The sequence below is a fragment of the Micromonospora phytophila genome, from assembly GCF_023656545.1.
GTDB lineage: Bacteria > Actinomycetota > Actinomycetes > Mycobacteriales > Micromonosporaceae > Micromonospora > Micromonospora phytophila.
Genome location: NZ_JAMOKF010000118.1, coordinates 1 through 14,271 on the forward strand (window position 1 = coordinate 1; position 14,271 = coordinate 14,271).

Here is a 14,271-nt window from a genome sequence, read left to right on the forward strand (position 1 = left end):
ACCGAGGCGTTGCGGGGGGTGGGCTTCCTGGTCAACCCGGTGCAGCCCGGCGTGCTCCGGCTCGCCCCGCCGCTGATCCTGACCGCCGCCCAGGTCGGCGCGTTCCTCGCCGCCCTCCCCGCCGCCCTCGACGCGACCGCCCCCGCCGCCGCCGGGACGAGCGCACCGGCCACCGCACCGCCCGCCGGGGCGAGCGCACCGGCCACCGCACCGCCCGCCGGGGCGAGCGCACCGGCCACCGCCACCACGAGCCCCTCGGAGGTCAGCGCATGACCCGGCACTTCCTGCGGGACGACGACCTCACCCCGGCCGAGCAGTCGGCCGTGCTGGACCTCGCCGCGCGGATGAAGGCGGACCGGTTCGCGTACCGGCCGCTGGCCGGGCCCCGGTCGGTGGCGGTGCTCTTCGACAAGCAGAGCCTGCGTACCCGGATCTCCTTCGACGTCGGCATCGCCGAACTGGGCGGCCACCCCCTCGTGGTGGACACCCAGGTGACCCACTTCGGTCGGGGCGAGACCCTCGCCGACGCCGGTCGGGTGCTCTCCCGCTACGTCGCGGCGGTCGTGCTGCGCACCCACGGCGACGACCGGATCGCCGAGGTCGCCGAGGCGGCCACCGTGCCGGTGATCAACGCGCTCACCGACACCTTCCACCCGTGCCAGCTCCTGGCCGACCTGCTCACCGTGCGCGAGCGCTGCGGCGGCACCGCCGGGCGGACCCTCGCCTACCTCGGCGACAGCGCGAACAACATGTCCCACTCGTACCTGCTCGCCGGGGCGACCGCCGGGATGCACGTCCGGGTCGCCGGGCCGGCCGGCTTCGGCCCCGACCCGGAGGTGGTGGCCCGGGCGGGAAAGATCGCCGCGGGCACCGGCGGCTCGGTGCAGGTGCTGACCGACCCGGTCGCGGCGGTCCGGGACGCCGACGTCGTCGCCACCGACACCTGGACCTCGATGGGCCAGGAGGACGACGGGCTGGACCGGAGCACGCCGTTCCTGCCGTACCAGGTCAACGCCGAACTGCTCGGCCACGCCACGCCCGGCGTGATCGTGCTGCACTGCCTGCCCGCGCACCGCGGCGAGGAGATCACCGACGAGGTGCTCGACGGCCCGCGCAGCGCGGTCTTCGACCAGGCGGAGAATCGGTTGCACGCCCAGAAGGCGCTGCTGACGTTCCTCCTCGGGGCCACCACCGCCCCGGACGCGGCGGCGCCGGACGTCGCCGCGACCAGGGAGACACCATGACCGCCCCGCTGACCCGTGCCGCCCGGCACGCCCGCATCGTCGAGCTGATCCGCGACAAGGCGGTCCGCTCGCAGACCGAGCTGGCCGACCTGCTCGCCGGCGACGGGATCCAGGTCACCCAGGCCACCCTCTCCCGGGACCTCAAGGAACTCGGCGCGGTCACGGTGCGCGGCGGCGACGGCGGTGCCGTCTACCTCATCCCGGAGGACGGCCACCGGCCGCTGCGCGACGCCGAGGCGGCGCCGGCCCGGCTGATCCGGCTGCTGCACGAACTGCTCAACGGGGTCGACTCCAGCGGCAACATCGCCGTGCTGCGTACCCCGCCGGGCGCAGCCCAGTACCTGGCCAGCGCGTTGGACCGAGCGGGCCTGCCCGAGATCGTCGGCACCATCGCCGGCGACGACACCATCCTCGTCGTGGCCCGCGAGGCCGTCGGTGGGGCCGCGCTCGGCGAGAAGCTCGCCGGCTGGGCCCGCCGGGAAGAGAACGTTGAAGGGAGCACCACACCATGACCGAGCGGGTCGTCCTTGCCTACTCCGGAGGTCTCGACACCTCCGTCGCCATTCCGTACCTGGCCGAGCAGACCGGCGCCGAGGTGATCGCGGTCGCCGTCGATGTCGGGCAGGGCGGCGAGGATCTCGACGCCATCCGGCAGCGCGCCCTGGACTGCGGCGCGGCGGAATCCGAGGTGGTCGACGCGCGCGAGGAGTTCGCCGCCGACTACTGCCTGCCGGCGATCCGCGCCAACGCGCTCTACATGGACCGCTACCCGCTGGTCTCCGCGCTGTCCCGGCCGCTGATCGTCAAGCACCTGGTGGCCGCGGCGCGCAAGCACGGCGGCACCATCGTGTCGCACGGCTGCACCGGCAAGGGCAACGACCAGGTCCGCTTCGAGGTCGGCCTGGGCGCGCTCGCCCCCGACCTGAAGATCGTCGCGCCGGCCCGGGACTTCGCCTGGACCCGGGACAAGGCGATCGCCTTCGCCGAGGAGAAGGGCCTGCCGATCGACGTGTCGGCGAAGTCGCCGTACTCCATCGACCAGAACCTGTGGGGCCGCGCGGTGGAGACCGGCTTCCTGGAGGACATCTGGAACGGCCCCATCGAGGACCTGTACTCCTACACCTCCGACCCCGCGCAGGAGCGCGACGCCGACGAGGTCGTGATTACCTTCGACGGCGGCAACCCGGTCGCCATCGACGGCGAGACCGTCACCCCGTACCAGGCGGTGCTGGAGCTGAACCGGCGGGCCGGCGCGCAGGGCGTGGGCCGGCTCGACATGGTCGAGGACCGCCTGGTCGGCATCAAGAGCCGCGAGGTGTACGAGGCGCCCGGCGCGATCGCGCTGATCACCGCCCACCAGGAGCTGGAGGCGGTCACCGTCGAGCGGGACCTGGCCCGGTTCAAGCGCGGCGTCGACCAGCGCTGGGGCGAGCTGGTCTACGACGGCCTCTGGTTCTCCCCGCTGAAGAACTCCCTGGACGCATTCATCGACGACGCGCAGCGGCACGTCTGCGGCGAGGTGCGGCTCACCCTGCACGGCGGTCGGGCCACCGTCACCGGCCGGCGCTCCGAGGCCAGCCTCTACGACTTCGGCATGGCGACCTACGACACCGGCGACACCTTCGACCAGTCGCTGGCCAAGGGCTTCGTCCAGCTCTGGGGCCTGCCCAGCAAGATGGCCGCCGCACGGGACGCCCGGCTGGGCGGCTGACGATCGTGGGAACCACAATGGGCGGCGTGGACGACAAGAGCCTGACCGAGAACAGCGCCGCCACCAACCGGACGAGCCTGTGGGGCGGCCGGTTCGCCGGCAGCCCCGCGGAGGCCCTGGCCCGGTTGTCGGTGAGCGTGCAGTTCGACTGGCGGCTGGCCCCGTACGACATCGCGGCGTCCCGGGCCCACGCCCGGGTCCTCGCGCGGGCCGGCCTGCTCGACGCCGAGGAACTGGGCCGCATCCTCGCCGCCCTGGACGACCTGGAGGCCGCCTGCGCCTCCGGGCAGTTCCGCCCCACCATCGACGACGAGGACGTGCACACCGCGCTGGAGCGGGGGCTGCTGGAGCGCCTGGGCAGCCTCGGCGGCAAGCTGCGCGCCGGCCGCTCCCGCAACGACCAGGTCGCCACCGACCTGCGGCTCTACCTGCGCGACCACGCCCGGGGCGTGGCCGGCCGCCTGGTCGAGCTGGCCGAGGCGCTGGTGGAGCAGGCCGGGCGGCACGTGGCGACCCCCGCGCCCGGGATGACCCACCTGCAGCACGCCCAGCCCGTCACCTTCGGGCACTGGCTGCTGGCCCACGTCCAACCGCTGCTGCGCGACCTGGACCGGCTGCGCGACTGGGACGCCCGGGCGGCGATCAGCCCGCTCGGCGCCGGCGCGCTGGCCGGCTCGTCGCTGCCGCTCGACCCGGTCCGCACAGCCCGCGAACTGGGCTTCACCGCCGCCGCGGCGAACTCGATGGACGCGGTCGCCGACCGGGACTTCGTCGCCGAGTTCCTCTTCGTCACCGCGCTGGTCGGGGTGCACCTGTCCCGCCTCGGCGAGGAGGTGGTGCTCTGGACCTCGCAGGAGTTCGGCTGGGTGGAGCTGGACGACGCCTTCGCCACCGGGTCGTCGATCATGCCGCAGAAGAAGAACGCGGACATCGCCGAGCTGGCCCGGGGCAAGTCCGGCCGGCTGGTCGGCGGGCTGATGAGCGTGCTGACCATGCTCAAGGGCCTGCCGATGACCTACGACCGGGACATGCAGGAGGACAAGGAGCCGGCCTTCGACGCGGTCGACACCCTGGAGCTGCTGCTGCCCGCGCTCGCCGGGATGATCTCCACGATGACGGTCCGGGTGGACCGGTTGGTCGCCGCCGCGCCGGTCGGCTACTCGCTGGCCACCGAGGTGGCCGACTGGCTGGTCCGCAAGGGGGTGCCGTTCCGCGACGCGCACGAGATCACCGGCAAGCTGGTGGCGCTCTGCGTGGCCCGGGACTGCGCCCTGGACGAGGTCTCCGACGACGACCTGGCCACGGTCAGCGATCACCTCGACCCGAGCGTGCGGGACGTGCTCTCGGTCCGCTCGGCGCTCGCCGCCCGGACCACGCCCGGCTCCACGGGGCCCGGCCCCGTCGCCGACCAGCTCGCCGCCGCCGCCGACAAGCTGGCCGGATGGCGGGAGTGGGCCGCCGAGCGGGTCGTGCCCCGCTGAGCGTGCGGGGGTCGGTGCGGCGGGCCGCCGCGCCGGCCCCTCAGGCGGTGGGTCGTTCCCGCCTCGGCAGCTTCGCCACCACCGCGTCGTACGAGCCGTCGACCGCCTCGGTCAGCTCCTCGTCGTCGATCCCGCCGGCCAGGCGCAGCGAGTTCCAGCCGGACCGGCCGATGTAGGGCGAGGGTTTCGCGTCGTCCGGGTACCGGTGGATCCACTCGTCGGCGACCACCCGGTCGGGGCCGCACTTCACCCCGACCCGCGGTTCCCCGTCCGTGGAGCCGAGGAAGGCGAAGATCCGGCTGCCGACCTTCACCACCTCGTCGCCCTCCCACGGCCGGTCCAGCCACGCCCCCGGCTTCGCCAGGCAGTACGCCAGCATCTCCTCGCGCGTCATCGTGTCCTTCCCGCCGGGGGTTCCCCCCGGGCCGATCTGACCATAGCCGCGTCGCCGTGATCAGGGGGACGGTCGTCGGCGGGGGTCAACGCGACGTTCTCCACGCCTTGTTCAAGGATCGCCACCACCGCCAGGCCTGGTTGACCAGCGCCGCGTACCCGATGCCCACCGCGAGGGAGAGCGCCAGCGCCACCAGCGGCAGATCCCGCAGGTGCGGGTAGACCTGCCAGTGGGTCAGGTAGATGTAGAGCGAGCTGGCCGCCAGCACCCCGGCCACCCGGTTCACCACGGCCAGGCTCGGCACGGTGGGCAGCCAGGTCAGCAGGGCCAGGCCGGCGACGATCAGCACCTCACGCCGGGGCTGGTCGAAGAAACCCGGCACGGTGACCACCGCGGCGGCGGTCACCAGCAGCCGCTGCCGCACCCCGTCGGCCCGGGCGGCGGCCCAGCCGAGGGTGAACAGCCAGCCGGCCACCACCGCTGACGGCAGGTCGTAGCGGGCGTCCAGGCCGAACACGTCGTACCGGCCGAGCAGGGCCAGCGCGGTCAGGCCGAGCGGGAAGGCGAACGGGAAGCGCCGCTCCAACCGGTCGACCCGGCGCAGGCCGAGCAGGACGGCGAGGACCGCCAGTAGGTGGACCACCGCCTCGATGAACCAGAAGTGCCACTCGGTCTCACCGTTCTCCGGCCCGGCGATGCTGTTGAGCAGCAGCAGGGTGCTGAGCTGGTAGTCGTCGCGGACCAGCATCACCGCCGCGATCCAGGCCGTGGTCGGCAGCACGATGCGCGCCAGCCCGGAGCGGATCTGGCGCAGCCGGTCCCGGCGGTCGCCGTCGGTGAGCTGGAACCGGGCGAAGTTGAAGCCGGCCACCCCGAGCAGCAGGTGCGCGCCGCCGGTGACGGTGAACAGCGGGATGTGCGAGCCGACGATCAGCACGATCGCCACCGCGCGCAGCGCCACGCTGGTCTCCAGCGACCGCCGCCGGCCGGGCCGGCGGGCCGGGGCGCGCAGCTCGGCGATCGGCAGGGTGTGCCAGTTCGCCGGCAGGTGACCCAGCTCCCGCTCCAACCGGACCGACATCTCGACGTACGACAGGGAGTCCCCGCCCAGGTCGACGAAGCTCAACTCCGGGGTGACGTCGGTGCGGTCCAGCACCTCCGCGTACAGCCGGCACAGGTCGCCCGAACGGGCCTCCGGTTCGCGTGCGGCCGGCGCGTCGTCGTCGGCCAGCGCGCGCAGCGCCGTGAGGTCCGGCTTGCCGCTGCTCAGCCGGGGCAGCTCGGCCAGGAAGAGCACCCGGACCGCGCGCGGCGGCAGCCCCACCTCCTCGGCGACCAGCCGGCGGACCCGTCGGGGCTCGCCGTCGCCGGCCACGGCCACGATCAGCTCGTCGTCACCGCCGACGCAGGCCGCGGCCAGCCCGTGCCCCGCCAGCAGCGCCTCGATCTGCTGCGGGTCGATCCGCAGCCCGAGGATCTTGGCGAACCGGCTGCGCCGGCCGACGATCTCGTAGAGCCCGTCGGCGGTGCGCCGGGCCAGGTCGCCGGTGTGCAGCTCGTCGACCGTGCGGCCCAGCGCCAGGTCGGCGGGGGACTCGGCGTAGCCGAGCATGACGTTCGGGCCCGCGTACACCAGCTCGCCGACCTCCGGGTCCGGGTGGTCGGCCACCGGGGCGAGCCGGAACGCGCCGCCGGGCACCGGCACGCCGATCGCCGCCGGGTGGTCGACCGCCGAGTCCGGCGGGAGGTACGCCATCCGCGCGGTCGCCTCGGTCTGGCCGTACATCACGAAGAGGTCCCAGCCGGCGCGCCGGCCCAGCCCGGCGTAGCGGACCACCCGGTCCGGGGCCAGCCGGCCGCCGGCCTGGGTGACGTAGCGCAGGTGCGGCAGGTCCATGGCGGCGAAGCCGACCCGGTCCAGCAGCTCGAAGGTGTACGGCACCCCGGCGAAGCTGGTGGCCCGCGCGGCCCGGAACAGCTCCCAGAAGCAGGAGTCGGCCACCGACAGGTCGGTCAGCACCAGCGCCGCGCCCCGGGCCAGGTGGCTGTTGACCACCGACAGGCCGTAGCAGTAGTGCAGCGGCAGGGTGGTGGCCGCCCGGTCGGTGTCCCGGATGCCCAGGTACTCGCCGATCGCCTCGGCGTTGGCCTGGAGGTTGGCCTGCGACAGCCGCACCAGCTTCGGCGAGCCGGTCGACCCGGAGGTGCTCAGCAGCAGCGCCAGCTCCGGGTGCAGGGTGTGCGCCGAGGCCGCGCGCCGCTCGTCGATCGCCCACCCGTCCTCGCCCGGGCCGACCACCACGTCCGGGTCGTACGCCGACACCAGCGAGCCCAGCGCCGCGTCGTTGCCGCCCGGGACCAGCAGGACCGGATGGCCGGCGTACAGGGCGGCCAGGTAGGCCACCAGCGAGTCGACGGTGTTGGCGCCGACGACCAGCACCAGCCGACGCGCCACGCCGAGCCGCGCGGCGGTCCGGGTGACCCGCTCGGCGAGCTCGGCGTAGGAGATCTCCCCGTCCCGGGTGAGCACAGCGGGGCGGTCTCCGTGGGCGGCCAGATCGCGGACGAACGGCACCGCCCCGACGGCCGGGAGCAGGGAAGACAGGGGTGTCACGGGCACACTCTAAGGTAAGCCTCCCCTTATCAGTAGTCCCGAGCGACCCGGGTCACGGGCAACGGCCGGCCCCGGTCCGGACCTGCCGTAGCTTGTCCGGTTCGACGACGAGGAGCAGGCTCCCGTTCCCCGGTCGGAGGTGTCCCACCCTGCCGGTGAGCTGCCGGGCGTTCGCCTGGGTCGGGCCCAGCCACGGACTGCCGATCCGCGGATGACCGCGCCATGGTTGCCCGCCGCGGCAGCGGCGACGATCGGTTCGGAAGAGACCGCTGACCAGGGAGTTGTGGTGAAGGACGTATTCGTACCCGAACTGACCGGCACGCTCGCCGTGGTGACCGGCGCGAGCGACGGCATCGGCCTCGGCCTGGCCGTACGCCTGGCCCGGGCGGGCGCCGAGCTCGTGCTGCCGGTGCGCAACCCGGTCAAGGGCGCCGCCGCAGTCGCCCGCATCCGTGCGGCGGTTCCCGGCGCCGCCGTCTCCGTGCCGGAGCTGGACCTGGCGTCGTTGGCGTCCGTGGCGTCGCTGGCGCAGACGCTGACCGCCGAGGGCCGCCCGGTCAACATCATGGTCAACAACGCCGGCGTGATGACCCCGCCCACCCGGCACACCACCGCCGACGGCCTGGAACTGCAGTTCGGCACGAACCACATCGGGCACGTGGCGCTGGTGGGCCGACTCCTGCCGTTGCTGCGCGCCGGCCGGGCCCGTGTCACCACCATGTCCAGCAGCGCCGCCCGCACCGGCAGGATCGACTGGGACGACCTGCAGAGCGAGCGGAGGTACTCGCCGATCCGCTCGTACGGGCTGTCGAAGCTGGCCAACCTGCACTTCGGCCTGGAACTCGACCGGCGCAGCCGGGCGGGCGGCTGGGGCATCACCAGCAACGTCGCGCACCCCGGCACCACGCTGACCAACCTCTACGCCGCCGGGCCGAATCTGGGCCGCACCCGCCCCGCCCCCCACGCGGCGATCATGAAGCGGCTCGCCCGCTGGGGCGTGTTCGTGCAGACCGTCGACGCCGGGCTGCTTCCCGCCCTGTACGCGGCGACCAGCCCGCACGCCCGGGGTGGCGCGTTCTACGGCCCCGACGGGTTCGGCCAGTTCACCGGCGGCCCGACCGAACTGGCCGTCTACCGGGCGGCCCGCGACGAGTCCGACGCGGCGCGGGTCTGGGACGTCTCGCAGCGGCTGGCCCGCGTCGAATTCGACGCCGGCTGAGATCGCCGGAGAGGGAGACTGGACCCATGGACCGGGCCCAACTCGCCGACTTCCTGCGGACCCGGCGGGAGGCGCTGCAACCCGAGGACGTCGGACTGCCCCGTGGGCCGCGGCGGCGCACCGGCGGGCTGCGCCGGGAGGAGGTCGCCGCGCTGTCGGACATGTCGGCCGACTACTACAGCCGCATCGAGCAGCAGCGCGGGCCGCACCCGTCCGAGCAGATGCTCGCCGCGATCGCCCGCGGCCTGCGGCTCTCCCTCGACGAGCGCGACCACCTCTTCCGGCTGGCCGGTTACGCCACCCCGAAGCGGGCGCTGCGCGCCGACCACGTCAATCCGGGGATGATGCGCATCCTCGACCGGCTGGAGGACACCCCGGCGCAGGTGGTGAACCTGCTCGGCGAAACGCTGAAGCAGACCCGGCTGGCGGTCGCGCTGCTGGGCGACCACCGCGTGCACACCGGGTTGGCCCGCAGCCTGCACTACCGGTGGTTCACCGACCCGGCCGCACGGCTGATCCATCCGCCCGAGGACCGCCCGACGCACAGCCGGCTCATCGCGGCGAACCTGCACGGCGTGTACACCCGTGACGGCCGGGGCTCGCGGGCCGCGACGATCGTCGACGCGCTGCTCGCGGCGAGCCCGGAGTTCGCCGAGATCTGGCGGGAACACCCGGTACCGGGCGGGTACTGCGCGCCGAAGCGCATCCAGCATCCGCAGGTCGGGCTGCTGGAGTTGGACTGCCAGACCCTGATCGACCCCGACCAGTCCCAGGCGCTGCTGGTCTATACGGCGGCGCCGGGCAGCGAGAGCTACGAGAAGCTGCGACTGCTCGCCGTCCTCGGCGACCAGCGGGTCTGACCGGGGCCGTCCCAGATGGTGCCGCGGTAGGCGTCACGGTGGCTTCTGGCGGAACCCGCGTCCGGTTCATCCGCCGTCATCACCCCCGTCGGTTTGCCGATCTCCGTTCCGCGGCGTTTCCTGGATCGGTGGACTACTCGTGGCTCTCCGCCCCGGCCGCCCAGGTACCCGAGACGGCGCAGACGCTGCTGGGCTGGGAGGTCTCGGCCGGTGGCGTCCGGATCAGGCTGACCGAGGTCGAGGCGTACGCGGGAACCGGCGAGGACCCGGCGTCCCACGCGCACCGGGGGCCGACCCCCAGGACGAAGGTGATGTTCGGACCGGCCGGGCACGCCTACACCTACTTCGTGTTCGGTGTGCACTGGTGCCTCAACATCGTCTGCGGCGGTGCGGGGGAGGCGGCGGCGGTCCTCCTGCGCGCGGGTGACGTCGTCGAGGGGCTGGACCTCGCCCGCAAGCGCCGAGGGGAGGTGCCCGACCGCGACCTCGCTCGTGGCCCCGCCCGGCTGGTGGTCGCGCTCGGAATCGGCGCGGAAGCGAACGGCACGTCCATGCTCGACGGCAGCGGTCCGCTGCTGCTGACGCCGCCGACCCGTCCGGTCACGCGGTCCGCCATCTCCGCCGGCCCGCGGGTCGGGGTGGCCGCCGCCCACGACGTCGCGTGGCGCTACTGGATCACCGGCGATCCCACTGTCAGCACCTACCGCCGGCACGCACCCCGCCGCCGGAGAAGCACGGAGCCCGCGGTCGGCCGTAGCGACTAGGGTCCTGTCGGGGGGTGTGGCCATAATCACGGCACGCTCGCCGAGACGACGGAGGACGGCTGATGGCCACACTGCTCGCGATCGGGACGGCCAAGGGGCTCTTCCTGGCCACCAGCACCGACGGCCGCCGGAGCTGGGAGGTCTCCGGCCCGCACTTCCCGATGACCGGCGTCTACGCGGTCGCGGTCGACAAGCGGCGGGCCACGCCCCGGCTGCTCGCGGGGATGACCAGTTCCCACTTCGGGCCCAGCGTCGCCACCAGTGACGACCTCGGGGCCACCTGGCACGAGCCCGACCGGGCGCCGGTCGCCTTCCCGGCCGACACCGGGGCCTCGCTGGGGCGGGTGTGGCAGCTCACCCCGGCCGGCCCCGGGCAGCCCGACCTCGTCTGGGCCGGCACCGAGCCGTCGGCCCTGTTCCGCTCCGACGACGGCGGCGTCAGCTACGAGTTGGTCCGCCCGCTCTGGGACCATCCGCACCGCGAGCGCTGGGGCGCCGGTTTCGGCGGCCAGGCGGTGCACACCGTGCTGCCGCACCCGGAAGATCCCGAGCGGGTCACGGTGGCGATGTCCACCGGCGGCGTCTACCACTCCACCGACGCCGGGGCGAGCTGGTCGCCGGGCAACACCGGCATCCACGCCTATTTCCTCCCCGACGAGTGGCCCGAGTTCGGGCAGTGCGTCCACAAGATCGCCCGGGACGCCGGCGAACCCCGCCGGCTCTACGCGCAGAACCACCACGGCGTCTACCGCTCGGACGACGACGGGCGCACCTGGTCCTCGATCGCCGACGGCCTGCCCAGCGACTTCGGCTTCCCGATCGTCACGCTGCCCGGCCGGCCGGGCGCGGTGCTGACCTTCCCGCTGGCCGCCGACAGCGAGCGCTTCCCGGCCGGCCGCCGGTGCCGCGTCTGGCGCTCGCTGGACGCGGGCGACAGTTGGCAGGCGCTGAGCACCGGCCTGCCGGAGGGGCCCTTCTATCCGGCCGTGCTGCGCGACGCGATGTGCGCCGACGACGGCGAGCCCGGCGGGGTCTACTTCGGCACCCGCTCCGGCGAGGTCTACGCCAGCCGCGACGAGGGCGACTCCTGGTCCCCGGTGGCTGCGCACCTGCCCGACGTGCTCTGCGTCCGGGCCGCGGAGGTGTGAGGTGGTCACCGTGCTCCTGCCGGGCCCGCTGCGCGGCGAGGCCGGGGGAGCGAGCCGGTTGACGGTGACCGCGGCCGGCACCCTGCGCGCGGTCCTCGACGAGCTGGCCGGGTCGTGGCCCCGGCTGGCCCGCCGGATCCGCGACGAGCGGGGCGAGCTGCGCCGTTACGTCAACGTCTACGTCGACGGCGAGGACTGCCGGCACCTGGGCGGGTTGGACGCCCCGGTTCCCGACACCGCCGAGGTGCAGGTGATCCCGTCGGTGGCCGGCGGCTGAGTTCCGGCCGCCGGTCGGTCCGGGTCGGGGCGGCCCGGGGTGGCCGCCGGGCCGCAGAGGCGACGGGGACCGGGCGTGACGGCGGCCACCGGGGATACCGGCGACGGTGGAATAGTTGACTCGTCAAAATATGTTGTCGCAAACGTCTGGAGCCGCTCCGGCCCCGGCCGGACAACGCGAGGAGCTGGTCATGCAGTTCGGAGTCTTCACCGTCGGCGACGTCACGGTCGACCCGACCACCGGTCGGGAGCCGACCGAGCATGAGCGGATCAAAGCGATGGTGGCCATCGCGCTCAAGGCCGAGGAGGTCGGCCTCGACGTCTTCGCCACCGGCGAGCACCACAACCCGCCGTTCGTGCCCTCGTCGCCCACCACCATGCTCGGCTACATCGCGGCCCGCACGCAGCGGCTGCTGCTCTCCACCTCCACCACGCTGATCACCACCAACGACCCGGTGAAGATCGCCGAGGACTACGCGATGCTCCAGCACCTGGCCGACGGCCGGGTCGACCTGATGATGGGGCGCGGCAACACCGGGCCGGTCTACCCGTGGTTCGGCCACGACATCCGCACCGGCATCCCGCTGACCCTGGAGAACTACGACCTGCTGCGCCGGCTCTGGCGGGAGGACGTGGTCGACTGGCAGGGCAAGTTCCGCACCCCGTTGCAGTCGTTCACCTCGACCCCGCGCCCGCTCGACGGCGTGCCCCCGTTCGTCTGGCACGGGTCGATCCGCAGCCCCGAGATCGCCGAGCAGGCCGCCTACTACGGTGACGGCTTCTTCGCCAACCACATCTTCTGGCCGAAGGAGCACACCCAGCGGATGGTCGGGCTCTACCGGCAGCGGTACGCCCACTACGGCCACGGCTCCGCCGACCAGGCCATCGTGGGGCTCGGTGGGCAGGTCTTCATGCGGCGCAACTCGCAGGACGCCGTCCGGGAGTTCCGGCCGTACTTCGACAACGCCCCCGTCTACGGGCACGGGCCGTCGCTGGAGGAGTTCAGCGCGCAGACCCCGCTGACCGTCGGCAGCCCGCAGCAGGTCATCGACCGCACCCTGAGCTTCCGCGACTACGTCGGTGACTACCAGCGCCAGCTGTTCCTGATGGACCACGCCGGCCTGCCGCTGAAGACGGTGCTGGAGCAGCTCGACCTGCTCGGCGAGGAGGTCGTGCCGGTGCTGCGCAAGGAGTTCGACTCGCTGCGCCCCGCGCACGTCCCCGAGGCGCCCACCCACGCGTCGCTGCGCGCCGCCGCCGAGCAGGCGGCAGGCCCGGACGACCTGGCGGGTGCGGAGGCGGGCCGATGACCCGCCGCACCCTCGCCGTGGTGTCGGCCGGCCTCGGTCAGCCCTCCTCGACCCGACTGCTCGCCGACCAGCTCGCCGCGGCAACCCGCGACGAGCTGGCCCGGCGGGGCGACACGGTCGACATCCGACCGGTCGAACTGCGCGAACACGCCCACGACATCGTCAACCACCTGCTCACCGGCTTCCCGTCGCCCGGGCTGCGGGAGGTGCTCGACACGGCCACCGGCGCGGACGGGCTGATCACCGTCACGCCGATCTTCAACGCGTCGTACAACGGGTTGTTCAAGTCCTTCTTCGACCTGGTCGACGCCGGCGCGCTGGTGGACCGACCGGTGCTGGTCGGCGCCACCGGCGGCACGGCCCGGCACTCGCTCGCCCTGGAGCACGCGGTACGCCCGATGTTCGCCTACCTGCGCGCGGTGGTGGTGCCGACGACCGTCTTCGCCGCGCCCGAGGACTGGTCCGCCGGCACCGCCGACGGGGCGCTACGGGCGCGGATCACCCGGGCCGGCGCGGAACTCGCCGAGCAGGTCCACCGGCGGGCGCCGTCCACCGGCCCCGCCGACCCGTTCGCCCTCACCACCAGTTTCGAGGACCTGCTCGGCGGCCTCGGCCACTGATCCCGGCCGAGGGTCGGTCCGATCCCGGAAGCGGTGCCGCGAAGTCGTTCGCGGGCCGCCGCTTCCGGGAGACCCGCGGGCCAGCCGGATCGGGGGACGCCGTCGGCGGCCCAGGTGCGACCGGACCACCTCGCGGTGCAGCCACGTCCCCGCTGGTTCACCGGCTCGCCCGAGGGGGAAGCGGGCGCCGGCGGTGTCAGGTCGGGCCAGACCAGTGCGCGCTCGCTCGGGCACGTCCGGATCGCGATGGCGCTCGGCCGGAAGGGGCACGTGCCGGCCCGGTCGGGCGGTCCCGCTCAGCGGGCGTGGCCGTACGGGTGGGCGACCAGCACCGGGCAGTGGGCGTGCTGCACCAGGGCCTGACTGACCGAGCCGAGCAGCATTCCGGCGAACCCGCCCCGGCCCCGGGAGCCGACCACCACCAGCGCCGCGTCCCCGCTCGCCTCGATCAGCGCCTGCTCGGGCTTCGCCGCCCGGACCACCCGCTCCTCGACGGCGAGCCCCGGGTGGCTGCCGCGGACCGCCGCGGCGGCGATGGCCAGCAGCTCGGCGGACTCCGCGTGGTCGGCGGCCCGCGTCTCCGCCACCTCCTCCGGCACCGGACGCCCCCCGTCCGGCGGCCGGACGTGC

General features: G+C 74.0%; 14 protein-coding genes and 1 pseudogene. 12 read left to right on the forward strand and 3 right to left on the reverse strand.

Annotated elements, in window-relative coordinates; genetic code table 11:
- From NCC78_RS15990 to argH, 5 genes and pseudogenes are all read left to right on the forward strand, one after another.
- Positions 1-273, forward strand: a pseudogene (locus NCC78_RS15990) (acetylornithine transaminase); the annotation flags it as partial.
- Positions 270-1,244 carry an ornithine carbamoyltransferase gene (gene argF / locus NCC78_RS15995; protein WP_250795350.1) on the forward strand — a complete coding sequence of 325 codons (975 nt, stop codon included), beginning with the start codon at positions 270-272 and terminating at the stop codon, positions 1,242-1,244. The pseudogene NCC78_RS15990 and the gene argF, both read left to right, overlap by 4 nt.
- The gene (locus tag NCC78_RS16000) at positions 1,241-1,756 is read left to right on the forward strand and encodes an arginine repressor (RefSeq protein ID WP_250795352.1); all 516 of its coding nucleotides are present in this window, start codon (positions 1,241-1,243) and stop codon (positions 1,754-1,756) included. Before argF ends, NCC78_RS16000 begins: the two co-directional genes overlap by 4 nt.
- On the forward strand, positions 1,753-2,955 hold the full coding sequence (locus tag NCC78_RS16005) for an argininosuccinate synthase (protein WP_250795353.1): 1,203 nt from the start codon (positions 1,753-1,755) through the stop codon (positions 2,953-2,955). The genes NCC78_RS16000 and NCC78_RS16005 overlap by 4 nt, the downstream gene beginning before the upstream one ends.
- A 17-nt stretch (positions 2,956-2,972) precedes the next feature.
- On the forward strand, positions 2,973-4,436 hold the full coding sequence (gene argH / locus NCC78_RS16010) for an argininosuccinate lyase (RefSeq protein WP_250795354.1): 1,464 nt from the start codon (positions 2,973-2,975) through the stop codon (positions 4,434-4,436).
- 40 nt (positions 4,437-4,476) lie between these two features.
- Here argH and NCC78_RS16015 read toward each other — a convergent pair whose 3' ends face one another.
- Both NCC78_RS16015 and NCC78_RS16020 read right to left on the reverse strand, forming a co-directional pair.
- Complete coding sequence (locus NCC78_RS16015; RefSeq protein ID WP_250795355.1) at positions 4,477-4,830, reverse strand: MmcQ/YjbR family DNA-binding protein; 354 nt, start codon at positions 4,828-4,830, stop codon at positions 4,477-4,479.
- 85 nt (positions 4,831-4,915) lie between these two features.
- Entirely contained in the window at positions 4,916-7,450 is a 2,535-nt protein-coding gene (locus NCC78_RS16020; protein WP_250795357.1) for an AMP-binding protein, read from the reverse strand.
- A 280-nt stretch (positions 7,451-7,730) separates the two neighbouring features.
- Here NCC78_RS16020 and NCC78_RS16025 point away from each other — a divergent pair, with 280 nt between their 5' ends.
- The 7 genes from NCC78_RS16025 (at position 7,731) to NCC78_RS16055 (ending at position 13,641) form a co-directional block, all read left to right on the forward strand.
- On the forward strand, positions 7,731-8,663 hold the full coding sequence (locus NCC78_RS16025) for an SDR family oxidoreductase (RefSeq protein ID WP_250795358.1): 933 nt from the start codon (positions 7,731-7,733) through the stop codon (positions 8,661-8,663).
- A 26-nt stretch (positions 8,664-8,689) separates the two neighbouring features.
- Positions 8,690-9,523: a helix-turn-helix transcriptional regulator gene (locus tag NCC78_RS16030; protein WP_250795359.1), complete on the forward strand. Its 834-nt coding sequence runs from the start codon at positions 8,690-8,692 to the stop codon at positions 9,521-9,523.
- A 128-nt stretch (positions 9,524-9,651) separates the two neighbouring features.
- Positions 9,652-10,287, forward strand: coding sequence for a DNA-3-methyladenine glycosylase (locus tag NCC78_RS16035; RefSeq protein WP_250795360.1), 636 nt, complete (start codon positions 9,652-9,654; stop codon positions 10,285-10,287).
- A 62-nt stretch (positions 10,288-10,349) separates the two neighbouring features.
- Positions 10,350-11,435: a WD40/YVTN/BNR-like repeat-containing protein gene (locus tag NCC78_RS16040; RefSeq protein WP_250795361.1), complete on the forward strand. Its 1,086-nt coding sequence runs from the start codon at positions 10,350-10,352 to the stop codon at positions 11,433-11,435.
- A gap of 1 nt (position 11,436) precedes the next feature.
- A complete protein-coding gene (locus NCC78_RS16045; protein WP_250795362.1) occupies positions 11,437-11,712 on the forward strand; it encodes a MoaD/ThiS family protein in 276 nt (91 codons plus the stop codon).
- Positions 11,713-11,902: 190 nt separating this feature from the next.
- Entirely contained in the window at positions 11,903-13,021 is a 1,119-nt protein-coding gene (locus tag NCC78_RS16050; RefSeq protein ID WP_250795363.1) for an LLM class flavin-dependent oxidoreductase, read from the forward strand.
- A complete protein-coding gene (locus NCC78_RS16055; RefSeq protein ID WP_250795365.1) occupies positions 13,018-13,641 on the forward strand; it encodes an FMN reductase in 624 nt (207 codons plus the stop codon). Before NCC78_RS16050 ends, NCC78_RS16055 begins: the two co-directional genes overlap by 4 nt.
- Positions 13,642-13,937: 296 nt before the next feature.
- Here NCC78_RS16055 and NCC78_RS16060 read toward each other — a convergent pair.
- On the reverse strand, positions 13,938-14,271 hold a 334-nt coding region (locus NCC78_RS16060), incomplete at its 5' end, for a universal stress protein (RefSeq protein ID WP_250795366.1).

Excerpts from the sequence above, each read along its gene's own strand:
- NCC78_RS16050 (WP_250795363.1), top strand. The coding sequence starts at position 11,903 with ATGCAGTTCGGAGTCTTCACCGTCGGCGACGTCACGGTCGACCCGACC.
- NCC78_RS16015 (WP_250795355.1), bottom strand. The coding sequence starts at position 4,830 with ATGACGCGCGAGGAGATGCTGGCGTACTGCCTGGCGAAGCCGGGGGCG.
- argH (WP_250795354.1), top strand. The coding sequence starts at position 2,973 with ATGGGCGGCGTGGACGACAAGAGCCTGACCGAGAACAGCGCCGCCACC.
- NCC78_RS16000 (WP_250795352.1), top strand. The coding sequence starts at position 1,241 with ATGACCGCCCCGCTGACCCGTGCCGCCCGGCACGCCCGCATCGTCGAG.
- argF (WP_250795350.1), top strand. The coding sequence starts at position 270 with ATGACCCGGCACTTCCTGCGGGACGACGACCTCACCCCGGCCGAGCAG.
- NCC78_RS16040 (WP_250795361.1), top strand. The coding sequence starts at position 10,350 with ATGGCCACACTGCTCGCGATCGGGACGGCCAAGGGGCTCTTCCTGGCC.
- NCC78_RS16005 (WP_250795353.1), top strand. The coding sequence starts at position 1,753 with ATGACCGAGCGGGTCGTCCTTGCCTACTCCGGAGGTCTCGACACCTCC.
- NCC78_RS16030 (WP_250795359.1), top strand. The coding sequence starts at position 8,690 with ATGGACCGGGCCCAACTCGCCGACTTCCTGCGGACCCGGCGGGAGGCG.
- NCC78_RS16055 (WP_250795365.1), top strand. The coding sequence starts at position 13,018 with ATGACCCGCCGCACCCTCGCCGTGGTGTCGGCCGGCCTCGGTCAGCCC.